The organism is Flavobacterium sp. FlaQc-48, assembly GCF_044007335.1.
GTDB lineage: Bacteria > Bacteroidota > Bacteroidia > Flavobacteriales > Flavobacteriaceae > Flavobacterium.
In genome coordinates, this window is sequence record NZ_JBIPCR010000013.1 from 129,786 (window position 1) to 148,901 (window position 19,116).

Sequence of the window (19,116 nt, forward strand, 5' to 3'; positions counted from 1 at the left end):
ATAATTTTTTAATTAAACCGTTGACGGGGGAGTGCTTACACAATAGTATGGAAAATAATAATAAAATAAAATGGGGTATTATTGGTCTGGGAAATATTGCCAATCAATTTGCCGACGATTTATTGCTTTTAGAAGAGGCTGAAATAGTTGCTGTTGCTTCCCGAAATAAAGATAAAGCGGCTGAATTTGCAAAAAAGTACAATTGTCATAAAGGGTATGATTCTTATGAAGCTTTATTTGCTGATGCTAGTGTTGATATTGTATATATTGCCACACCTCACGATTCACATGCTGAATTATCAATTAAAGCCATGCAAAGTGGCAAACATGTTTTATGCGAAAAACCAATGTCATTATCTTATCCGGATGCGATTCGTATGATTGAAACTTCAATAAAACACAATACCTTCTTTATGGAAGCATTCTGGACACGTTTTCTGCCGTCAGTTAAAGAGGTTTTAGAAAAAGTAAATAAGGGAATAATTGGCGAATTGAGATATGTAAAAGCTGATTTTGCTTTTTATGCAGATGAAAAACAGGGAGGAAGGCTATTTAATAAAAATCAAGGAGGAGGCGCGCTATTTGATATTGGGGTATATCCGCTATTTCTCTCGTATATAATGCTTGGTATTCCGAAAGAAATAATCGCAAAATCAATCTATAATGCAAACGGAATCGATTTGCAGACTGCTATGGTATTGCAATACGAATCGGCACAAGCGATTTTGCATGCTTCTATAGTTTCTGAATCTGATATGAAAGCGACCCTAAGCGGAACTGAAGGGACAATTGTTCTGAATGCACCGTGGTTTGTTGCCGATGGATATTCTTTGTTTAAAGACAATCATGAAACAGTTTTTAGTTTATCAAATCTTGGAAAAGGTTATACGTACGAAGCAATGGAATGCCATAAATGCATTAGAAATAATCGAATCGAAAGCCAGCTTTGGTCACATCAGAATAGTTTGGATTTGAGCAGAATAGTGGAGGAAATAAAAAACCAAATTGGATTAAGTTTTTCTTAATCCGATTTGGTTTTTTATTTGTCAATTTATCAAAACTAACTTTCCCAGGTTATTTGGTCTAATTTGATATTTTCATCAGTGTTAACCACAATTAAATAGTTTGTTATTTTCTTGTCAATTGTATAATCAAATACGGCAAAATTATCTGAATCATCAGGATAAAATCCAATACTTGCTAATTTTAATTTTTTAAGCAGCTGTTTTTCAGGATTACTATTTTGATCTTCAAAATCAATAAACTCAGCTAAAATTTTGTTGTCTAATTCTTCAAGATGGAATTCTAAATATTCCTTAACCGTACTATTCTCTTCATCATGGTAATCATTTTCGATATAGGTTTTATTTTGAATATCAAAATCAGTAAGATTTTCTAATACATTTTTTATAGTTTGAGCTTTAGCAATGCTAATACTATTATTTTCGAAATGAAGGTCAACCTCTACATTGTTGATCCTTATTTTTGTTTCATAATCTTCTTGTAAATTGTTAAGATCGATTTCTCCGAAATATGGAAATGTAAAATTAGTCATAGTGTTGTGTATTTAAGGATTAAGTAAAATTCGTATTTAGTAAAATAATAAAGTAATAAAAAGTTTACAAAAAATAATAGTTTTTTCTATATAATTAAATACTTTTACTTTTCAATAAGGATTAATTATGTTAGTAAAAGTTTACGGAAGTGCCGTTTTTGGAGTTGAAGCAACGACTATTACAGTCGAGGTACACATGGATAAAGGGATTGGTTATCATTTGGTAGGATTGCCGGACAATGCCATAAAAGAAAGCAGTTACCGAATTGCCGCTGCCTTAAAAAACAACGGCTTAAGTTTGCCGGGAAAAAAAATTACGATTAATATGGCACCGGCAGATCTTAGAAAAGAGGGTTCTGCTTATGACCTGACTTTAGCAATGGGAATTTTAATAGCTTCAGATCAGATAAAAGCACCTAATATAGAAGAGTATATTATTATGGGAGAACTTTCTCTCGACGGAAGTTTACAGCCCATTCGTGGGGCATTGCCTATTGCTGTCAAAGCAAAGGAAGAAGGATACAAAGGTTTTTTTCTCCCGATTCAAAATGTAAAGGAAGCTGCAATTGTAGCAGGATTAGACGTATATGGTGTTGAAAACCTTCAGGAGGTCCTTAACTTTTTTAGCGGAAGAGGAACACTGGAGCCTACTGTAATTGATACCAGAGAAGAGTTCTATAAAACACTCGATTTTCCTGAGTTTGATTTCTCAGATGTTCGCGGACAGGAAAGCATAAAGCGCTGTATGGAAATCGCAGCTGCCGGAGGTCATAATATCATTTTAATTGGTCCGCCCGGGGCAGGAAAAACTATGCTGGCCAAACGTGTGCCCAGCATTTTACCGCCTATGACTTTGCGTGAAGCATTAGAAACGACTAAAATTCATAGTGTAGCGGGAAAATTAAAAGAAGTAGGCTTAATGAACCAGCGGCCCTTTAGAAGTCCGCATCATACTATTTCGAATGTGGCGCTTGTTGGCGGAGGCAGTTATCCGCAACCGGGCGAAATTTCAATGGCACATAATGGTGTTTTGTTTTTGGACGAGTTGCCGGAATTCAAACGGGATGTTCTCGAAGTAATGCGGCAGCCGCTGGAAGATCGTGAAGTGACTATTTCGCGGGCTAAATTTACAGTAACCTATCCGTCATCGTTTATGCTGGTGGCAAGTATGAACCCAAGTCCGAGTGGTTTTTTTAACGATCCCAGTATGCCAAATACTTCTTCGCCACACGAAATGCAACGTTATTTAAGCAAAATCTCCGGGCCTTTGTTAGATCGTATTGATATTCATATCGAAGTGACGCCGGTTCCGTTCGAGAAATTAGCCGATGACCGAAAAGCCGAAAGCAGTGTAGAAATTCGTAAACGAGTAACTGCTGCGCGCGAAATTCAGACCAAACGATTTGAAGAAATCGAAAACATACATTACAATGCTCAAATGAGCAGTAAATTAATTCGGGAGTATTGTGTGCTCGACGAACAATCAAAAGAATTATTAAAAACGGCTATGGAACGACTGAATCTCTCTGCACGTGCCTATGATAGAATCCTGAAAGTAGCACGAACCATCGCCGACTTAGACAATGCGCCAAATGTAGTATCGCAATACATCGCCGAAGCCATTCAGTACAGAAGTCTTGATCGTGATGGATGGCTGGGATGATATTCTGGATTTTAAATCTTGTCATTCTCCGGAATGACAAGATTGCTATCAGCATTTTGCGCTTTGAGGCTGGCTATCATTCGAATTTTAAACTTGCATTTTTTGACATTAAATACGAAGTAAGTTTTTTAATTTTACCATTTTCCATTTCAAAGACATCACAAAATACGGCATCTAAAATGTTTCCGTTTTTCATGTTTCCCTGTACGGCGCCTTCTGCAATCACGATATTATTTTCTTCAACCAGTTTTATAATCTGTATTGTTGGACTTCCGACAAAATTGTCATTTTCAATTTCCTTATCAAAAGCTTCTTTGCCCACATGCTGATAAATTCCGGGCATTTCCCAAACAATATCATCCGTCAGACAATTCAAAATTCTTTTATGATCGCTTACTTTAAAAGCTTCCATATATTCGTTTACTGTTTGTTTATTAGGTGTCATCTTCAAAGAAAATATTAATATTAAACTTAACTTGACTGATTTAAAATGGTCTTATAAAATTAATGATTTTTAGAAATATTCCAAAAACTCATTTTTCTTCGGGTTACAAATCCAAGTTTTTCATAAAGTGAAATTGCGCCAATATTATTTTCGACCACATGTAAATAAGGAATTTTATTCTCATCAAAAATAGTATTTACAACATGTGTAATCAATTGTTTTGCATACCCTTTTCCGGTGTGGTCTGGATGGGTAATGATAGCGCTTACTTCTGTAAAAGCATTCATTTTCATTCGCTCGCCTGTAATCGCAACTAATTGGTTCTCTTTGAAAATCCCGAAATAATTGCCAAGCGATGAAGTTTTGTTTTTGAAATATCCGGGCTGGACTAAATTGACTAATTGTACCAATTCGTCATTGTGCTTTTCAGTAAGTTTTACGATTTCAGATGTTATTGGCTGTACGATTTTATTGTCAATAATCATTTGAAGACAAACTAATTCCTTTGCTATTTTTAAAGAATCAGATAATTCGGGTTTTTCGCCCACAATAAAGAAATTTTCGGTTAATGAGCCATATTGATTTGTGGCTTTTACAGTGCTTTCAGGATGTATAAAACCTCCAAACGGACCATAATCAGGATGGTAAAACTGAGTTCCGTTATAATCAACAGCAAATGCTGCATGAGTTTCTGACAAAGAATTCCAAACCGGATTGTCTAATTTATGTTCTTCTGTAATTTTCATTTCTGTTTAATTTGGTATTCATTTTCAATTCTTTTTTTATTCCCTGATCTGTGGATAAAAGAATTTAAAAGAGTTCGAAGCCGCCGGATGCAAAATGGTCGCATGATTTTCCTGAGGCAAATAATCGAAATATACTTTTATGTTTTTGCTTTTTGTCGCTTTAATTTTTTCAGCAAGTAAGTTGGCATCGACTTCCATCACTCTTGGAATTTCTGTTGGTGTAAGTCCTTCTTTACCAACAGCAATATAAATCTCTGTTTGGGGACTAAAGTTCTCCTGGAAAATAGGACTGTCGAGATTTAATATAGAACCATTGTTCCACCAAATGCTTGGGCTTACGATGACATATTTATTAAAAAGAGCTGGTTTTTTCAATAAGATTTCTGTTTCTAACAATCCTCCTAATGATTGTCCCATAATGGTTTTAGAAGGAGTTGTTTTGTATTTTTTGTCTATAAAAGGTTGTAATTCTTTTTCGATAAAAGCAATAAATTTATCTGAATGTCCTGAAGTTGCAAAACGTTTTTGATCTTTTTCGATACTTGTCGGGAATGTAAAATCACGTCTTCTGTCAACCGTTGCAATGCCCACAACAATTGATTTTGGAATCTGATTGATCCATTCAAAGCTATTAAATTGTACCAGTCCGGCGATGTGTATAAAATCTTCATCGGCAGAACCATCCAATACATAAATTACCGGATATCGTGTTGCATCTTCTGGTTTATAACCTTCAGGAAGATAAATGTTCAGTATTCTTTTTTCGCCCAGTTCTTTCGATTGAATTTCTTCGATCACGCCCAATACAAAAGGTTTTGTTGTTTCTGTAGATTTTGATTTACTGGTTTGGCTAAAAAGAAATGCTGAGGTAAAAAGGAATGCGATAACGGTAATAATTTTATTCATTTTGTGGGATTTATTTGCTGTTGCTGTTTTGTATTATTTTTGCTTGCAGAAGTTCTTCTAAATCACTGATGCTTTTTTTACTTTCAGTTTTAAAACCAAAAACAACCATGGCGACTCCTGCGAAGAGCATTATGAAAGGAATAAATATAAAAGGGCCTCCTCCATTAAAGCCGTTATTAAATACTAAAACATATAATGTTCCTAAACTAACCAAGAAAACTATTCCTAACCAGATACACATGAATACTTTAACAAAATCAGGCAGAAGCATGTTAACATTGATTCTGGAACCGCTTATATCTTCTTTAATCTCGCCTTTTATTAGTGGTAGAAATGAGTTTTTGTAGTTTATAGCGCGTTTGATTTCGAATTTATCAGGGTAAACTTTACCAATATACGGTTTAGAATATGAAAAGCGGTTCCTGCCAAAACCGAAAGATTTTTCGGCTTCAATTTCATTTTGCAGATGCACTGCCAGTTCTTCTTTTGTTAAGGCAGAATGATAGACTAAATTTTCAAATGGGAGTAATTTCTTGATCATTTAAAGGATTGTAAAATGCTTATTTTTGGAAATAGACGAACTTGCTTTATTAGACGAAAATACAAATTATACTTGTGAATTCAGTCAGAATAGTACTTTTATAAAACTGAAAATCCCACTTCGTGCCAAGTGGGATTGTTTAAAAGCCAGGAGAAATTTGTTAGGTTCTCGAAGCAAAAACCTTGTCTAAGCCTTCCAGCGCAATAGTAAATCCTTCTTTGAAGCCCATTTCGATCATTTTTTCTAAATCGGACAGGTTTTCATGCTTAATAGCGATGTCAACAATGGTAAGATCTCCATGTTCTGAGAAACTCACATTCCAGTCAGATCTTGGGAAACCGGTATTTAAATTTCCTTCGTTATCAGAGAAGGCATCCAGGTATTTAAAGTTAGACTTAGGGGTTATCGAAGTAAAATCGGCTAAAGCCCAATGTTCTTCGCCTTGCGGTCCAACCATAGCATAAAGTCTTTGACCGCCTTCTTTAAAGTCCATACTTTTTGTTTTCGATTTCCATGGGGCAGGAGCCCACCATTGATCCAGTATTTCAGCTTCAGTCCACGCTGACCAAACATGGTCAAGGGATGCATTAAACTCACGTTTTACCTTTACTGTGCTCGTTTCTTTGTCTACAGTAAAATTCATTAAAAGATTAGATTTCATTTTCTTTAGATTTTAAATTCATTAATACTTGATCCAGCTGACTAAAACGGTTTTCCCAAATTTCTTTAAACTGGGCTAACCATTGGTCTATTTCTTTCATCTTGTCGATTTTGAGCTGATAATAAATTTCTCTTCCCACTTTTTTCTCTTCCAGTAATTCGCATTCGTTGAGAATTTTAATGTGTTTTGAAACAGCTTGTCGTGTTGTATTAAATTGCTCCGCAATAGTATTTGGTGTCAGGGCATTAGTAGCTACCAATACTAAGATTGCTCTGCGGGTAGGGTCGGCAATGGCTTGAAAAATATCTCGTGTCATCCTGAATAATTTAAATACGCAACTAATTAGTTGCAAATATACGCAACTTTTTGGTTGCGCAAAATAATTTTTGTTTTTTTTTAGATGAATACAGCCAATAGGAGTGTAGAAATAGTGTTGTAGGGCTCTACAAGATATGAAGGATAGAATTATATTTTTTAATTCTTTAGGTTGTTATATTGCTGAATACGATGCTATTCGGCCGTTAATTTAATCTTATTCATTTTTTCGCAGTGATCTATATTTTTCTGTGTGCCACTTATTCTGTTAGCATCAGCATTAAAATCGATGGCTATGTAGTGTGTGCAGTTTTGTATGGCTTTAGCGTCTCTTTGTTCGTCGTTTTCAAAACCACCAATTAGTTTCCAGCTGCTAACTTTTGTTTTAAATTTATCGGATAAATATCGGGGCCTTTCTCCAATATGATAAACAGAAACATTAGGGGAGGTACATTTTAGTACTTCCATTGCTAATACATCTACACCTTTGAAATCGCAGAGTAAAAAGCTGGTGTTTTCAAGTGCTGCGTATTTAGTAATTACACTTTCGTAATATTTCTTAAAATTATTAAAACTGATATTTCCGTTTCCAAATATATAAATGTTCATAACGGTAGTGTTTAGTCTATTTGCATTCCGCTTTCGGTATCAAATTGTTTTCGTTCAGTTTCAGACATTCTGTTTCGTAATACTTTTATAGTGTAGCCTCCAAATAGTTTTCCGTTTTCAATGTACATCCAATCGCTAATATTTTTATTGTCGATATTTACGGTGTCTCCCATTTTGTAATCTGTGATATATTCAGGTTCATTATCTAAAATTCCGGAATATTGACCATCTTTAAATTCTACATTGCTTAGCCAGATATGCTCAATATCAGTTTCATTTTGAAATTTAACTTTCAGTGATTTAACTTCAATTTTCGGATCCAATAAAGCAGTATTAAAATCCGCCAGAGTCTGGTTGGCTTTTTCTATTGCCTCGTTCATTTCTTTGTCACTGCCTTTAACATTGTAAATGTCAGGCTGGTTTTCTCTTTCTACTTTATCTGAATTTTTACAGCTTATAAGGCAGAATGCAAGGAATGCAATTATAATTTTGGTTTTCATCCTGATGTTGGTATTGCTGGTTTTTATCCTCTAAATTTATTCCTGACAATAATGTCCTTAATGCGGGCTTTTAGATCTTCGCCGGTATCGTAGACCATTTGTTCGTTGTTCGGGAAAGGTACGGAGCGCTTGTTAAAATACGCTGCATAACTATCTTCACAGGCATTTCTATCGCCTTTGTAAGTCGAGTAAATATTCTCAAAAATAAACTCGCTTGTTACTGGAAACGATTGTAACAGCTGGTTAGTTCTTACATCTACATAATCTACTTTTGCTGTTACCTGACAGGATTTAAATTGCCTGAATTCGTAAATATTGGCACGAAGTATTCTATAATTGTCTACTTTTATTTCTTTGCCCAGGCTGTCTTTCACGGGTCTTCCGCGGCTGTCCAGAAGGGTTTTAAGGCCGTCTTTCACCTGTCTTTCCTTAATAAATTCTTTCTCTTTAATTTGTTCCGGCGAAATATTAATTTGTCTGAAATTAATAATCAGACTATAATCGTACGTGACATTTTTTTGTCTCAAACTGTGATAAACCGTCCATTTGTCGTTTAAGCCATAGGTTTTAAAATCCAGTAAATCATCCTGAAGCATTTTTGGGATCACCATATTGGTTTCGTTTGTGGCATAAACATCTACAAAATCAGTTCCTTTAAACTGGGCGTCATCCATTAGTTTTTTCGTGTTCTTATATCCCGGATTGATACTTTCTAAATAGAAAAAATCATCATAGGCTTTTCTGAAATCCATCTTATTATTAGATTTCAAAAGTGCCGAAGCATTTTCATATAAATATTTCGAAAGTGCAATTTTGCTGCTTACAATCCGATCAGCATAATTGTCAAACTGAAAAGTAGCATTTTTGCCCTGCTTTAATAAAGGCAACGGCAATAAAGGCCTTATTTTTTCCTGACGGTTATTGAGTTGCAAATACGTATTATAAACACGTTCTGCATTGTTCGGATTTGCTTCTTTTATCATCAGGTCCAGATTGCGTAAATCCCTGTCTTTCGCTTTTGCAAAAGCCTCTTCGAGCAAATACACATAATCTTGTTTTCCTTTTGAATCTTTTTTGGTTCTCAATCCTTCGACCGCACGGTCGATGGCTCCATCATAATTCCCGTCGCTTAATAGGGATTGCGTCGTTTTTACACCACATGAAGAAAGTGCTAAAAATAATATTGAAAACAGTAAGGTAATTTTTTTCATTCTGAACATGCATTGATTTTGAAGCTGTAAATATATTGGTTTTGAATGAATTCAGATCAGAAATATCTGAAATTTAAGGAGCAGTAATTTCAGCTTCTATAAGGGCGGCTTGTCCCGCTATACGCTAAATATTTTTCTTGCTAAAGAAGCAAAAAAAATGATATCGCTTCTATCGGGGCCAGACAGGACGATTTGATTCATTAGAAATCTGGTAAGAGAACGAACTGAAAAACAAATCTTAACCTTTCTTTATAATTACGGTTTGCGCAATTGTATTTTAAATTTTTCAATTTGTCTTCTATGTCGTAAAACATGTACAATGGCATGTTCCGTTATTTGTTCAATATCATAGAGTTGCCCCCATGAAGTCATGATTTTTTTCTGGTTGTCCGATTCTTCCAGTTGATCGTCTGTGATATTTTTAAAAGTATTTTCTGTGTAAATAAAAAAGTCAGTTATATCTTTTTGATAATCGGCTATGGTATTTCTGAAGACTTCATCTCTGAAATCACTTTGATCACCTGTTAATTGCTTAATATATAAAGCATAAGCGTATCCGGAGCAAACAACATGCGCAAGTATTGATTGCACCGATTCGCAACTGGAATCTTGTGTCAGAGTATCCACTATTGTAATCAGTTCGTTGTCATTTAGGTCCGAAATTATTTCATTTAAATCAAAAATGGCTCTTTCATATTCGTCAAGTAAAGCTCCAATAGCGCCTTGTCTGTGTATTTTATTCATATTTTTTTGTAACAAATTATAGGTTTCGCTTTACGCTATAAATACTGTATTGTCTACGTTCTTCCAGCAATCGCCAAAAATTCGTTTGTATTTAAAATAAGTACACTTTTACTTTTTTCATTAGTGTCAGCAAAATTTTGTTGCCGCATTATTCCTGTTGAATCCATTCGTATTGGCCATTTTTCAGGTAAATGATTCCGCCTCCGCAGCTTTCTTCAGCGTGAATGAATATCCCATCATTAGGCAGTTTGATTTTATCTTCTTCCTTTATTTCTTCATCGCCCAGTATTTCGCCATCTTCACTTACATTATTCCAGTAGATTTCGTTTTTTGGTGCTTTTTCGAATATTCCGGCCCAGTCAATTTCGTCAAAACCTTGTTTTAAAACATTATTTCCCATTCCGAGATAATCTGTTCTTTTTCCGTTTCCAAATACGATTCTTAAACCACTTTTGTTATTATGGGTGCTTCGGACAATTTCGACCGTTTCATTTTTTCCGTCGCCATCTAAATCGCATTCGATTTTGTTCTTTTTATGCTTGACAGAAATTACAATCGTATCTGAAGTGGTTTTTGAATTTTCTTTTTGTTCAGGTCTCTGTGTCGTATCTTTTGCCGCAACTTGTATTTTTTCGTTTTCTGTTGGTTGTTCTTTTTTGCAGGAAATAAGAATTAAGGCGGAGAATAGCAGAATTTTAATTTTCATGGTTTTTAGATAAGAAAGTTTAAAAATAGTAAGTAATAATTTCATTAGCAATTTTTCAGACTTTATGATGTAATGATATTACTCCCTTTCTGCAATCGCCAAATTTCCATTTACACTTAAAATGATTACATTTTTGCTTTTAGGGTTTACCATAATATTGGCTTCATCTTCGTATAAAAACGAAATCCAGTATTTGCAAATTAAACCCCATGTAGTTTCTACCCCGGAAGATTGATTCCAAAAAAACAAAATAGTATCATCATCTTTCCAGTCTGTGAATGGCCTTACATTTGCTGTTAAGGCTTCTATATTTGTGTTATTCCAGTCGGCTTGCCAATTATATTCCTTTTTAATCTCATTTTTTATTTTCCAGTCTTTGGGATCATTTACAAGCATCAGGTGATTTTTAGTTTCCGAAACATATTCATTCCAAAGCTCAGCACAATAATCATCTGATAGCACCTTTATTTCCGATTTATCGAGATCGGTTAATTTAGGATCACAATAGTCATTCCCGAAATAATAGAATTTTTCCAGGGCCTCATATCTATTTGTATTCTTTTCCATTAAAAATTAATTTTGAGGTTTCTTTTTTAATGGTTTCTTTAGAAATGCAATCATCCTTTACTGGTTTACTTTTCGTCTTAACAATTTTAGTTGTAACAATGATATTATTAAGATTATGGTTTTGCAATTTGTCCATATTAAAAGTTGAAATACTTTCTTCAAATTCGCCTGCGCAATTGGTATCCCACTCTCCATTATATAGTGAAACGGTATAATTGCTGAGCACTTGTTTCAACGTATTTTGGTCTGTAATATAAAGAGACAAGCTATTTTCTCTGTATGGATTAGGCTGGCTGTTGTTGGCAAAACTAACTCTTACTCCAAAGCCTCTTGTGGTTTTGTTTAAAAGATACAATCCCGTATCGATTGAAATGGCGGTTAACCTTACAGCATCTGATGTCCATGCATTGTGTCCAATAAATTTAGCCTGTATTTTTCCGGTCGCATTATCGATCACCAGTACATAAGCATCGGCTACAAAATAATCGTCAGATACTTCAGAGGCATATTTAGGAAAAACCAATACACTTTTACTTTTATCATACGGCAATACTTTTTGCGTAAAAAGTTCGAGGTTTATTTCGCTTTTTTTAATCTTAAGTTGTTTTAAAACTGTATTTAAATGATCTGTATTTTGTGAAAACGAAATTTGAAAACACAGCATCAAAGCAAAGAGGGATTTATTCATTATTGTACTTATTCTATATTAATTAAGTTGAATTTTTTAATGGCAGGATTAAACTCGTAATTTAAAATAGTGCCTTTAAAACAACCTTCGGAGTCTTTGAATAAAGAATTGCTCATCTTTATTTTTTTGGTTCCAATGAAATTGTATTCAAATCCAATTTTGTTATCTTCAAAAAAATCCGTGCATTTTTCGTTCTTTTGGTCAATTATCAATGTCGTCAAATAGTGGTCGAATATATTTTTGAAAGGGAGGTATGTTAATGTTCCATTTAGGTATTCGAATGCCATAAGCTGATTTCCGTCACCCACGATATCATCGGTAATTACAATATAATTATTGGGTTTTACTTTATAGATAGATAAAATCCAATTTCCGTCGACCACTTGAATTTCGAGAGTGTTGGGTTGTGTAAGCGAAATTTTAGAAAAGCGGTCCCGCGGCGGAAGTGCATAGTTGTTTTTTTGTATTTTCTTCACATATTGAACCCTGTCTATTTTATTCCATTCCCAGCTTCCCATCGAGCTGTCCGGCAAAACCGTAAGAATATCTAATAAGTTTTTATGTTCAGTATAGTTGATCTTTAAAGTGTCCTGCTTTTCAATTTCATCGTTTTCTCTTTCAGTTTGCAGCGTGTCTTGTACTTTTCTGTTTGAAATTTCAGAACCTGATTTTTCTTCATTTTTTTTACAGGAAAATAAAGTCAGTACTAAAAGCGAGAGGATTAACTGTTTCATTTTTAATAATTTGTTTGGGTTGTACGAAGTCAATGTTTTTAAAACGAAGGGTTTAATTATTCCCAGGTTGCAATTAAATGATCTTTCCATAATTTTTGAGCAAACTCTTTAAAAACCTGGGGCGCTTTTTTAAAATTTTCATCAAATTTATATTCGCCGCCCAAAAACTGTTTTTTACCGTTGTCATCCACTCCAACCTCAACTTTGTTTTCTCCGCGCATGGCGTATTTTTGGTTTCCTTCGTACATGATGATTTTCATGTCAGACGGGCTCACATCGCCGTGACAAACCGTTAGGTACATGAGCCAGGTTTCGGCAATTCCGTTTTTATTTAAGTCGGTGATTTGAAAAGTATTTTTGACAAACGAAGCTACCAGATCAACAGGACAATCACTAATATAATCGTAAACTTTCCAGGTTTGTCTGGCGTCATTACCTGAAATGATGTAATGGTAAGCAAACAATTCGGCATCAGAACTGTCTTCAAATTCGTGTTTGAATTTTTTATTGATGTGATAACCGGTTTCGGTGGTAATGACAATATTATCGCCCAGTTGATCTTTCCAGCGGACAGCATTTTTAATAAACCCTTCATATTTAACAGAAGCCGGCAATTGTGTCGAATCGATTTTGTTGACTGTCAGGGTAAAGTCCTTGTTTGTGGTGGTGTCTAATTCAGTGGTTTCAGATTTTTGTACATCTTCTTTTTTATCTTCTTTACAGCTTGAAAAGAAAACGATAAATAGTAATAAGATTGCAATTTTTTTCATATATTCTTTGAATAATTTGGAGTTCTTAAGGAGTATCTTCCGATTTTAATTCCGGTTAAATTCTGTTTCTGATTAAACCAGTAAAGACAATTGAACTTAATGCAATAAATAAAAGCAGAATACCGACCAGGATATTCTCGTCATTTCCGACTTTTTGGCTTTGAGAAAATAATGCCATATCATACCATTCATGAAATAGAAACAGCACACTAATGGCGATTAAAAAGAGAGCAACCATGCGTATTATATTCCTAGCCGCGATTTTATCCGGTTGGATATTAGTAAATAAAAACAATAAGAGCGGAGTTGCAATTGTGAATGCAAAAAAACAATAATCTGTAGCTTTCAAAGGTGTATTATGTCCTGCTGCACCAACGATGAATTTTGCAAAAAGCGATAATACAGCAATGGCAATTAAAACTATTCTGTAAACTGAAAAACTGTATTTGAATATTTTATCAACAGTCATTATATGCTTTGATTTTTGGTGAAATTAAAAGTTTACTTTTTTATTTTTCAGGTTCAGGCATATCATCATACGGATATTCAAAACCATAATGGTCTTCCCATTCTTTTTTTATACTATCACCATAAATAATCTGGCGTACTTCATAATCTTTAGTGTCCATATCACCAACAAACATTCTTTGGTGTTCAGGGACTTTTTCATAAGCTTCTTTAAGTTCCTGCTTTAATTTGAAGGATGGATCTAGTTTGTAGGCATCAAAAATTCTGGCACATTTGGAAATACTATTTTCAGTACCGTTTAACTCACTGTATTTGTCTTCAAATTCATTGTACTTGGCTGTTATATCAACTCCGCTTCCTGATTTAACAGTAAAAGAACCCAGCCCCAGAATCGTAATTTTCTCTCCCGTATTTAATTCGGTTATTAGTTTTTCATTTTGAATTAAATCCTTTATTTCTTCAAATTTGAAAGTCTTTTTTACAGGAAGGTTTGTGATTTCAATTTTTCCCGTTTTGTATAGGGACAGCTCTGCCAGATAGGTTTTAGTATCGTCGTTTCTGTAAAAAATATGAAACTTTTCGCCTTCGTTTCTTTTAGATAAAAATGAATCCGGATTGTCATAATAATATGGTTTTGAATTCAGCGAAGAGTGTTTGGCCACACTCGATTTACCAATCATTTTATAATTTTCGCCATTATAATTATAAAGGTTTTCAAGAGTAGGGTTCAGGGTTTTTATTAATTTCTTTACATAGGCATAAAATGATTCTTCGTCATAATCCCACGCTCCATTTTCAATAACCCAGCTTCCCAGGCTAAAGATAGAAATGGTCTGTCCGTCCGGAATTGAAGTAACGACCCAGCTTTTGGATAATTTGTTTTTGAACATCGGTAAATCAACCATTCCCCAACAGGAAATAAGTCCATCGCTATAAACCTGAAGATCAGTAAAATGATACTGCATGTTTAAGATGATTCCCGGAATCGAAAAACCTTCTATTTGTTCAGTCCTTGTAACGGCTGTTAAAGCAACAGGCTGATCGGGTTGTATTGTTTTGATTATCTTTTTGAAAAAATTCATGTTAGTGCTCTGTTTTTAATGGTCTTTGGAATCTGGATATTCTTTGTTGTTTAAACGTTTTTTAAAATTGTATAGATATAGCTCCAATTGATAAGCAGCCCGATTAAAAACGATACGATAGTACATATAAAAGAAACATTTCCTGTTACCTGTTTTACAAAGCCAATAAAAGCATAATCCGGAAAATCATCGATATTGATTATTTTAACGCATTTCTCATAATAATGGGAATTTAAAGGAACAACGTCGCAATAGGAAGCTTGAAAAAATAATAAAAAAGGCACTAAAAAAAGTAGTTTTTTCATGTGGTTTTGTTTATGGTAACCGTTTAAAAAGTGAAAGAATATAATCTTCATGTAATTTGAAATATTTTGTTGTGGTGTCTATTCTACGTATATCAAGTACTTCAAAGTTCATTTTAGGAATTTGGTTATTAGTGTTTTTTGAAAGGATTTAATTTGGATTGCTTTGATAAAAAAAGCCTAATTCTTTGCACAAACTTACTATTGCTGTTGTTCCTGATTTTGTAAATCCTGTTAGCGAATATTCGTTTGCGGTTCCTTTGTTTACTTTCAAATGTGTTTGGGCCGGAATGTTAAGGTCTGCAATTAAATAATTACAGCCCAGGCAAATGTTAATCTGGTTGATTGCCTTGTTGTCTTTATAGAAAACAAGTGCAAAATGAGGATCAAAGCAAGCAGCTGTGCCTTCGCCATAGGTTGATTTTTGCGTTAAAGCCCAAAGTATTTTGTCGGCTTGAATTTGCGAGAGCGCTTTTTGAGCCAATACTACAGGAACAAAATTTTTGAATTTATTAATTACGCTCGGGTAGGATTCCTCGCTTCCATCAAAGTCGTAGGCGATAATTTTATCGTAATCAAGTTTATCAAACGGTACACCATTCTTAGCATTTGGTGTTATGGTATTGGCTTTCGTTATATAGTCGAGTAAAACTTCTTTTTTTAGGAATTTTGATTTGTCAATTGAATAGGGCTTCTTGGGTAAAATAGTTTTGTCATCAATTTGCACACTGTTTTTAGGATCTAATTTTGCCTGGCAAGAGACTAAAACAAGAAGTATAAGCAGATTAAAAAATAAATTAGAGAGTAGCTTCATTTTCTATAGTATCGTTTATCGTATTCGATTTATCCTTGTAAAAATATTGAAAATAATTCTTACAGCTCTAAAAGATTTTTTATTTCTTATAAAAACTAATACGCCATGAAAACAAAAATAGAATCATCTTACCGCGCATAAATATAAAAGTTTAAAACGTAAAGTTTTTTTTACAGAAAAGCAGGTGATATTAGTATCTTTACAGAGCTGTTTTTCTTTTTATTCAAGAAGATAAAAAGGAAATAAAATGACAATCAGTACGATAATTTTATATAAAAAACGAATGGATTTAAATGAGTTAACAAAAAAAGTGGTAATGGTATCTGATCAGTATGAAAAAAACTGTGATATCAAAAGAGATGCAGATTGGTATATTTTAAAACTACATGAAGAAGTTGGAGAATTAACACAGAATTATCTTTCCTATACACTTAGAGGCAGGAAAAGAAACCTAACACAAGAAGAATTAAAGAAAAATATTTCAAATGAAGTGGCTGACATTCTGGGGCAAATTTTATTATTTGCAAATTATCACGATATTGATTTAGAGAAGTCTATGGAAGATAAATGGTTTTCGTATCTCAAATTAAATGTTGATGAATAAATTAATCTCTTAAATTAAAAATTAAGAATTTGAGGCGTAGAGACGCACAGCAGTGCGTCAGACATTCAGCAGTATAATTTTATTTCGGCCAGTACAAAACATTAAATTTGTGACCATCAGGATCAGAAAAACCAAAGAAATATCCTTTTTCAATGCTTTGCGGTTCAGCAAAAATAGTTCCTCCAGCATTTTTAACCGCGAGTAACCATTGATGTACTTCATCTACGCTTTCGGCCGAGAGCGAAAATATGATTTCGTTACCAAGTTTTAAGTCGGCCATTTCATCATTAACAGCCCATTTAAATCTTTCTTTTGTAAAAAAATGAATTATAAAATTGTCTTCTCCAAACGTAAAACTTGTCAGTTCATCATTAGTGCCATTGGGTTTAAAACCTAATTCGCTGTAAAATTTTGTGGTTCGTGCCAAATCTTCTACTCCAAAATTGGCCCATATTTTTGTAGTTTTCATATGATTCGTTTTAAAAAATTAGAATTTTGTTCCGACCATAAAATTAATCGTATAATAAATTTATGAATTTTAAATTGAAAATCATACAAATGAAGGCACACCTCTTTATTGTAGAGATACATAGCAATGCGTCTAACATCTGGTTGCGTATTATTTTATTTGTTTTCTGCTTTTTACCTGATACACAATTTCCCAAAATAATATTGATAAAATGGCATTTGTAAAGATTGCTGTTTTTACCAGATAAGGATCATAATTGGCAAACAGATGTAAGTTTGCAAATTGCACTGCTAAAAATAAACTTAAAGCAGCAATAACAACAGAACAAATTACATTGAGTAAAGGCGTCCATTTTAGGGCGAAGAAAGTATAGATAAGATTTAAAACAGCAAAACCACAGCCTAAAGTGATATAAGGATCCGTTTTTAATATTTCTCCTAACGACAGTAAAAGTGACGTTGTAGAAAGGTATAGAAAAAATAGGATGGAGTAAATTAAGATTCGGACTTGTGGTTTCATTTGAAATTTATTTTGCTTTGGCGAAATTACGAATTAAAAATGAAGCTGTAATTAAGGTAGATTAAAAAAACGGTTTTTATTACACTACGAACTTGAGCAAATTAGTATTATCTGCTTATATAGTTTATTAATCTATTTTTAAAGTTATTAATCGTATTCCTCTTTTATCATTGGGACCATATAAAAAAAACGAAAAATATGATGGATCAGTTTTGGAAAGATAATCTTGAAGTTCTTTTAAATCTATTTTAATGAATTTGTTCTTTCCTGTAAATTTGATTTTGGAAATTTCCATCTTTCCTTCGCCTCTTACTACACAAACATAATTGCAGCTTTCGCAAGGCATATCATCAAAATACTGAATTGTCAGATAATCTCCGCTTTTATATTTTTTTCTGTCTATAATAATGGACTTGTCTGAAACAACACTCAAATTTTTAATTAGCGAATTATTGTAGTAAACTTTCCAAGTGGCAATTGTATCTAAGGTGTTACCTTTTGAAAGAAAAGGAATTAATAAAATAAATAAAACTGGAATTATTTTTTTCATATAGAAATTTTTTAAGAACTCTTATAAACTGGGAATTGAATGATCTCTAATTTTTATTGATTATCTAATGTCTTTCACTTAAGTAGGTTATTGCAAAATCGCCTCAATTTTAGTTTCTGATTTTTCTTTAATGACACTGTCCGGACGAAAACTCCAGATTACGAGAAATTTCCCTTTTGCAAGATATTCTTCGGGATGTTCGTCAGTTGGCTGACCGTTTTTTCCCCATAGCAATCCCTGTAGAAATCTATCGCCTTTGAAGGTGTGTTCAAATTCAAAATACAGGATAGATCCGCGATCGGTTTTACTTTTAAAACTTTGAATTGCTTTACTTTTTATGGTTCCAACAATGGTGCTGTAGGTTTCGATATCTGTATAAAAATTACAAGCCGCGGGAGTAACACAAATATTACCGTCGTTTGAAGTGTAGCCTTTGGGAATTTCTTTTGGTTTTAGTTTTAAATCAGCAAGCGTCTGACTGAATATGTTGGTAGTAAGTAACAGGAATAATAGCGATAGGGGAATCGTAATTTTCATGGTTTTTGGGTTTGATTTGGCTTGCTAAAATAGTTTTTTTATTTGAGGTTTTTGAGTTTGTTTTTTTGTTGAGAAAAAATAGTAGCATGCCAGCGCGAACGTCTCAGTATAGGTGTTCGAACCTTGTTGCTCTGAAAGAGCCTTAGCAATAGCAGGGTGCGAAGCACTATGAATGAAAAACAATTATAATTTTAAGCCCTGTAAGGGCGGAAGCATAATTTCAAAAAGCGTGTTTATCCTATTTTACATGATATTCTCTTAGAAAACCTCTTTAAATCTTTATTCTCAGCTTTCTTTTGCCCTTTCAGGGCAATTCCCACTTTTTATTTAATTCGTAGTGCGTTGCACTACGCTATTGCTTTTTAGGGCTTTCAGCCCATTTTTAAAAGTTTCGCACACTATGGTGTTTC

Annotated in this window: 27 protein-coding genes; 3 read left to right on the top strand and 24 right to left on the bottom strand. The window is 33.8% G+C overall.

Features of this window, described 5'->3' with window-relative positions; all coding sequences use genetic code 11:
• Nucleotides 1-47: 47 nt before the first annotated feature.
• Nucleotides 48-1,025 (top strand): Gfo/Idh/MocA family protein, encoded by a 978-nt coding sequence (locus tag ACHRWY_RS19185; protein WP_395356830.1) that lies wholly within the window; start codon nucleotides 48-50, stop codon nucleotides 1,023-1,025.
• 35 nt (nucleotides 1,026-1,060) lie between these two features.
• Here ACHRWY_RS19185 and ACHRWY_RS19190 read toward each other — a convergent pair whose 3' ends face one another.
• Nucleotides 1,061-1,555 carry a DUF2004 domain-containing protein gene (locus tag ACHRWY_RS19190; RefSeq protein WP_395356831.1) on the bottom strand — a complete coding sequence of 165 codons (495 nt, stop codon included), beginning with the start codon at nucleotides 1,553-1,555 and terminating at the stop codon, nucleotides 1,061-1,063.
• 127 nt (nucleotides 1,556-1,682) lie between these two features.
• Here ACHRWY_RS19190 and ACHRWY_RS19195 point away from each other — a divergent pair, with 127 nt between their 5' ends.
• Nucleotides 1,683-3,218, top strand: a complete 1,536-nt coding sequence (locus tag ACHRWY_RS19195; RefSeq protein WP_395356833.1) for a YifB family Mg chelatase-like AAA ATPase — start codon at nucleotides 1,683-1,685, stop codon at nucleotides 3,216-3,218.
• 76 nt (nucleotides 3,219-3,294) lie between these two features.
• Here ACHRWY_RS19195 and ACHRWY_RS19200 read toward each other — a convergent pair whose 3' ends face one another.
• The 19 genes from ACHRWY_RS19200 to ACHRWY_RS19290 all read right to left on the bottom strand — a co-directional run bounded on the left by ACHRWY_RS19200 (nucleotide 3,295) and on the right by ACHRWY_RS19290 (nucleotide 16,027).
• The gene (locus ACHRWY_RS19200) at nucleotides 3,295-3,663 is read right to left on the bottom strand and encodes a nuclear transport factor 2 family protein (protein WP_395356835.1); all 369 of its coding nucleotides are present in this window, start codon (nucleotides 3,661-3,663) and stop codon (nucleotides 3,295-3,297) included.
• 59 nt (nucleotides 3,664-3,722) lie between these two features.
• Nucleotides 3,723-4,409, bottom strand: coding sequence for a GNAT family N-acetyltransferase (locus tag ACHRWY_RS19205; protein ID WP_395356837.1), 687 nt, complete (start codon nucleotides 4,407-4,409; stop codon nucleotides 3,723-3,725).
• 36 nt (nucleotides 4,410-4,445) lie between these two features.
• Nucleotides 4,446-5,315 carry an alpha/beta hydrolase gene (locus tag ACHRWY_RS19210; RefSeq protein WP_395356838.1) on the bottom strand — a complete coding sequence of 290 codons (870 nt, stop codon included), beginning with the start codon at nucleotides 5,313-5,315 and terminating at the stop codon, nucleotides 4,446-4,448.
• A gap of 10 nt (nucleotides 5,316-5,325) precedes the next feature.
• Nucleotides 5,326-5,856 carry a hypothetical protein gene (locus ACHRWY_RS19215; protein ID WP_395356840.1) on the bottom strand — a complete coding sequence of 177 codons (531 nt, stop codon included), beginning with the start codon at nucleotides 5,854-5,856 and terminating at the stop codon, nucleotides 5,326-5,328.
• A gap of 160 nt (nucleotides 5,857-6,016) precedes the next feature.
• Nucleotides 6,017-6,517, bottom strand: coding sequence for an SRPBCC domain-containing protein (locus ACHRWY_RS19220; protein ID WP_395356841.1), 501 nt, complete (start codon nucleotides 6,515-6,517; stop codon nucleotides 6,017-6,019).
• Nucleotides 6,507-6,833, bottom strand: a complete 327-nt coding sequence (locus tag ACHRWY_RS19225) for an ArsR/SmtB family transcription factor (RefSeq protein ID WP_395356842.1) — start codon at nucleotides 6,831-6,833, stop codon at nucleotides 6,507-6,509. Before ACHRWY_RS19225 ends, ACHRWY_RS19220 begins: the two co-directional genes overlap by 11 nt.
• 194 nt (nucleotides 6,834-7,027) lie before the next feature.
• Nucleotides 7,028-7,441, bottom strand: a complete 414-nt coding sequence (locus ACHRWY_RS19230) for a hypothetical protein (RefSeq protein WP_395356843.1) — start codon at nucleotides 7,439-7,441, stop codon at nucleotides 7,028-7,030.
• Nucleotides 7,442-7,452: 11 nt separating this feature from the next.
• Nucleotides 7,453-7,941, bottom strand: a complete 489-nt coding sequence (locus ACHRWY_RS19235; protein ID WP_395356844.1) for a YegJ family protein — start codon at nucleotides 7,939-7,941, stop codon at nucleotides 7,453-7,455.
• 23 nt (nucleotides 7,942-7,964) lie between these two features.
• Nucleotides 7,965-9,152: a hypothetical protein gene (locus ACHRWY_RS19240; protein WP_395356845.1), complete on the bottom strand. Its 1,188-nt coding sequence runs from the start codon at nucleotides 9,150-9,152 to the stop codon at nucleotides 7,965-7,967.
• Nucleotides 9,153-9,407: 255 nt separating this feature from the next.
• Nucleotides 9,408-9,896, bottom strand: a complete 489-nt coding sequence (locus tag ACHRWY_RS19245; RefSeq protein WP_395356846.1) for a DinB family protein — start codon at nucleotides 9,894-9,896, stop codon at nucleotides 9,408-9,410.
• A 148-nt stretch (nucleotides 9,897-10,044) separates the two neighbouring features.
• Complete coding sequence (locus ACHRWY_RS19250; RefSeq protein ID WP_395356847.1) at nucleotides 10,045-10,602, bottom strand: hypothetical protein; 558 nt, start codon at nucleotides 10,600-10,602, stop codon at nucleotides 10,045-10,047.
• Nucleotides 10,603-10,680: 78 nt separating this feature from the next.
• Complete coding sequence (locus ACHRWY_RS19255; protein WP_395356848.1) at nucleotides 10,681-11,169, bottom strand: DUF2947 family protein; 489 nt, start codon at nucleotides 11,167-11,169, stop codon at nucleotides 10,681-10,683.
• Nucleotides 11,150-11,857, bottom strand: a complete 708-nt coding sequence (locus tag ACHRWY_RS19260) for a hypothetical protein (protein WP_395356849.1) — start codon at nucleotides 11,855-11,857, stop codon at nucleotides 11,150-11,152. The genes ACHRWY_RS19255 and ACHRWY_RS19260 overlap by 20 nt, the downstream gene beginning before the upstream one ends.
• A gap of 8 nt (nucleotides 11,858-11,865) precedes the next feature.
• Nucleotides 11,866-12,591 (bottom strand): hypothetical protein, encoded by a 726-nt coding sequence (locus ACHRWY_RS19265; RefSeq protein ID WP_395356850.1) that lies wholly within the window; start codon nucleotides 12,589-12,591, stop codon nucleotides 11,866-11,868.
• A 56-nt stretch (nucleotides 12,592-12,647) separates the two neighbouring features.
• Nucleotides 12,648-13,361, bottom strand: a complete 714-nt coding sequence (locus ACHRWY_RS19270; RefSeq protein WP_395356851.1) for a M949_RS01915 family surface polysaccharide biosynthesis protein — start codon at nucleotides 13,359-13,361, stop codon at nucleotides 12,648-12,650.
• 55 nt (nucleotides 13,362-13,416) lie between these two features.
• Nucleotides 13,417-13,830: a hypothetical protein gene (locus tag ACHRWY_RS19275; protein ID WP_395356852.1), complete on the bottom strand. Its 414-nt coding sequence runs from the start codon at nucleotides 13,828-13,830 to the stop codon at nucleotides 13,417-13,419.
• 40 nt (nucleotides 13,831-13,870) lie between these two features.
• Nucleotides 13,871-14,911, bottom strand: coding sequence for a hypothetical protein (locus ACHRWY_RS19280; protein WP_395356853.1), 1,041 nt, complete (start codon nucleotides 14,909-14,911; stop codon nucleotides 13,871-13,873).
• A gap of 50 nt (nucleotides 14,912-14,961) precedes the next feature.
• Nucleotides 14,962-15,216, bottom strand: a complete 255-nt coding sequence (locus ACHRWY_RS19285) for a hypothetical protein (RefSeq protein WP_395356854.1) — start codon at nucleotides 15,214-15,216, stop codon at nucleotides 14,962-14,964.
• Nucleotides 15,217-15,364: 148 nt separating this feature from the next.
• Nucleotides 15,365-16,027, bottom strand: a complete 663-nt coding sequence (locus tag ACHRWY_RS19290; RefSeq protein WP_395356855.1) for a hypothetical protein — start codon at nucleotides 16,025-16,027, stop codon at nucleotides 15,365-15,367.
• A gap of 247 nt (nucleotides 16,028-16,274) precedes the next feature.
• Between ACHRWY_RS19290 and ACHRWY_RS19295 the strand changes: the two genes are divergently transcribed.
• On the top strand, nucleotides 16,275-16,631 hold the full coding sequence (locus tag ACHRWY_RS19295) for a hypothetical protein (protein ID WP_395356856.1): 357 nt from the start codon (nucleotides 16,275-16,277) through the stop codon (nucleotides 16,629-16,631).
• 79 nt (nucleotides 16,632-16,710) lie between these two features.
• On the opposite strand, the gene ACHRWY_RS19300 is transcribed toward ACHRWY_RS19295, so the two are convergent.
• The 4 genes from ACHRWY_RS19300 to ACHRWY_RS19315 all read right to left on the bottom strand — a co-directional run bounded on the left by ACHRWY_RS19300 (nucleotide 16,711) and on the right by ACHRWY_RS19315 (nucleotide 18,706).
• The gene (locus tag ACHRWY_RS19300; protein WP_395356857.1) at nucleotides 16,711-17,100 is read right to left on the bottom strand and encodes a VOC family protein; all 390 of its coding nucleotides are present in this window, start codon (nucleotides 17,098-17,100) and stop codon (nucleotides 16,711-16,713) included.
• 150 nt (nucleotides 17,101-17,250) lie between these two features.
• Nucleotides 17,251-17,619, bottom strand: a complete 369-nt coding sequence (locus ACHRWY_RS19305) for a hypothetical protein (RefSeq protein WP_395356858.1) — start codon at nucleotides 17,617-17,619, stop codon at nucleotides 17,251-17,253.
• Nucleotides 17,620-17,746: 127 nt separating this feature from the next.
• Nucleotides 17,747-18,169 (bottom strand): hypothetical protein, encoded by a 423-nt coding sequence (locus tag ACHRWY_RS19310; protein WP_395356860.1) that lies wholly within the window; start codon nucleotides 18,167-18,169, stop codon nucleotides 17,747-17,749.
• 87 nt (nucleotides 18,170-18,256) lie between these two features.
• Nucleotides 18,257-18,706 carry a hypothetical protein gene (locus tag ACHRWY_RS19315; RefSeq protein ID WP_395356862.1) on the bottom strand — a complete coding sequence of 150 codons (450 nt, stop codon included), beginning with the start codon at nucleotides 18,704-18,706 and terminating at the stop codon, nucleotides 18,257-18,259.
• Nucleotides 18,707-19,116 lie beyond the last annotated feature (410 nt).

Excerpts from the sequence above, each read along its gene's own strand:
- ACHRWY_RS19270 (WP_395356851.1), bottom strand. The coding sequence starts at position 13,361 with ATGAAAAAAATTGCAATCTTATTACTATTTATCGTTTTCTTTTCAAGC.
- ACHRWY_RS19240 (WP_395356845.1), bottom strand. The coding sequence starts at position 9,152 with ATGAAAAAAATTACCTTACTGTTTTCAATATTATTTTTAGCACTTTCT.
- ACHRWY_RS19200 (WP_395356835.1), bottom strand. The coding sequence starts at position 3,663 with ATGACACCTAATAAACAAACAGTAAACGAATATATGGAAGCTTTTAAA.
- ACHRWY_RS19225 (WP_395356842.1), bottom strand. The coding sequence starts at position 6,833 with ATGACACGAGATATTTTTCAAGCCATTGCCGACCCTACCCGCAGAGCA.
- ACHRWY_RS19220 (WP_395356841.1), bottom strand. The coding sequence starts at position 6,517 with ATGAAATCTAATCTTTTAATGAATTTTACTGTAGACAAAGAAACGAGC.
- ACHRWY_RS19185 (WP_395356830.1), top strand. The coding sequence starts at position 48 with ATGGAAAATAATAATAAAATAAAATGGGGTATTATTGGTCTGGGAAAT.
- ACHRWY_RS19230 (WP_395356843.1), bottom strand. The coding sequence starts at position 7,441 with ATGAACATTTATATATTTGGAAACGGAAATATCAGTTTTAATAATTTT.
- ACHRWY_RS19260 (WP_395356849.1), bottom strand. The coding sequence starts at position 11,857 with ATGAATAAATCCCTCTTTGCTTTGATGCTGTGTTTTCAAATTTCGTTT.
- ACHRWY_RS19275 (WP_395356852.1), bottom strand. The coding sequence starts at position 13,830 with ATGACTGTTGATAAAATATTCAAATACAGTTTTTCAGTTTACAGAATA.
- ACHRWY_RS19235 (WP_395356844.1), bottom strand. The coding sequence starts at position 7,941 with ATGAAAACCAAAATTATAATTGCATTCCTTGCATTCTGCCTTATAAGC.
- ACHRWY_RS19265 (WP_395356850.1), bottom strand. The coding sequence starts at position 12,591 with ATGAAACAGTTAATCCTCTCGCTTTTAGTACTGACTTTATTTTCCTGT.
- ACHRWY_RS19305 (WP_395356858.1), bottom strand. The coding sequence starts at position 17,619 with ATGAAACCACAAGTCCGAATCTTAATTTACTCCATCCTATTTTTTCTA.
- ACHRWY_RS19300 (WP_395356857.1), bottom strand. The coding sequence starts at position 17,100 with ATGAAAACTACAAAAATATGGGCCAATTTTGGAGTAGAAGATTTGGCA.
- ACHRWY_RS19215 (WP_395356840.1), bottom strand. The coding sequence starts at position 5,856 with ATGATCAAGAAATTACTCCCATTTGAAAATTTAGTCTATCATTCTGCC.
- ACHRWY_RS19195 (WP_395356833.1), top strand. The coding sequence starts at position 1,683 with ATGTTAGTAAAAGTTTACGGAAGTGCCGTTTTTGGAGTTGAAGCAACG.
- ACHRWY_RS19310 (WP_395356860.1), bottom strand. The coding sequence starts at position 18,169 with ATGAAAAAAATAATTCCAGTTTTATTTATTTTATTAATTCCTTTTCTT.
- ACHRWY_RS19190 (WP_395356831.1), bottom strand. The coding sequence starts at position 1,555 with ATGACTAATTTTACATTTCCATATTTCGGAGAAATCGATCTTAACAAT.
- ACHRWY_RS19255 (WP_395356848.1), bottom strand. The coding sequence starts at position 11,169 with ATGGAAAAGAATACAAATAGATATGAGGCCCTGGAAAAATTCTATTAT.
- ACHRWY_RS19285 (WP_395356854.1), bottom strand. The coding sequence starts at position 15,216 with ATGAAAAAACTACTTTTTTTAGTGCCTTTTTTATTATTTTTTCAAGCT.
- ACHRWY_RS19295 (WP_395356856.1), top strand. The coding sequence starts at position 16,275 with ATGACAATCAGTACGATAATTTTATATAAAAAACGAATGGATTTAAAT.
- ACHRWY_RS19250 (WP_395356847.1), bottom strand. The coding sequence starts at position 10,602 with ATGAAAATTAAAATTCTGCTATTCTCCGCCTTAATTCTTATTTCCTGC.
- ACHRWY_RS19290 (WP_395356855.1), bottom strand. The coding sequence starts at position 16,027 with ATGAAGCTACTCTCTAATTTATTTTTTAATCTGCTTATACTTCTTGTT.
- ACHRWY_RS19315 (WP_395356862.1), bottom strand. The coding sequence starts at position 18,706 with ATGAAAATTACGATTCCCCTATCGCTATTATTCCTGTTACTTACTACC.
- ACHRWY_RS19210 (WP_395356838.1), bottom strand. The coding sequence starts at position 5,315 with ATGAATAAAATTATTACCGTTATCGCATTCCTTTTTACCTCAGCATTT.
- ACHRWY_RS19245 (WP_395356846.1), bottom strand. The coding sequence starts at position 9,896 with ATGAATAAAATACACAGACAAGGCGCTATTGGAGCTTTACTTGACGAA.
- ACHRWY_RS19280 (WP_395356853.1), bottom strand. The coding sequence starts at position 14,911 with ATGAATTTTTTCAAAAAGATAATCAAAACAATACAACCCGATCAGCCT.
- ACHRWY_RS19205 (WP_395356837.1), bottom strand. The coding sequence starts at position 4,409 with ATGAAAATTACAGAAGAACATAAATTAGACAATCCGGTTTGGAATTCT.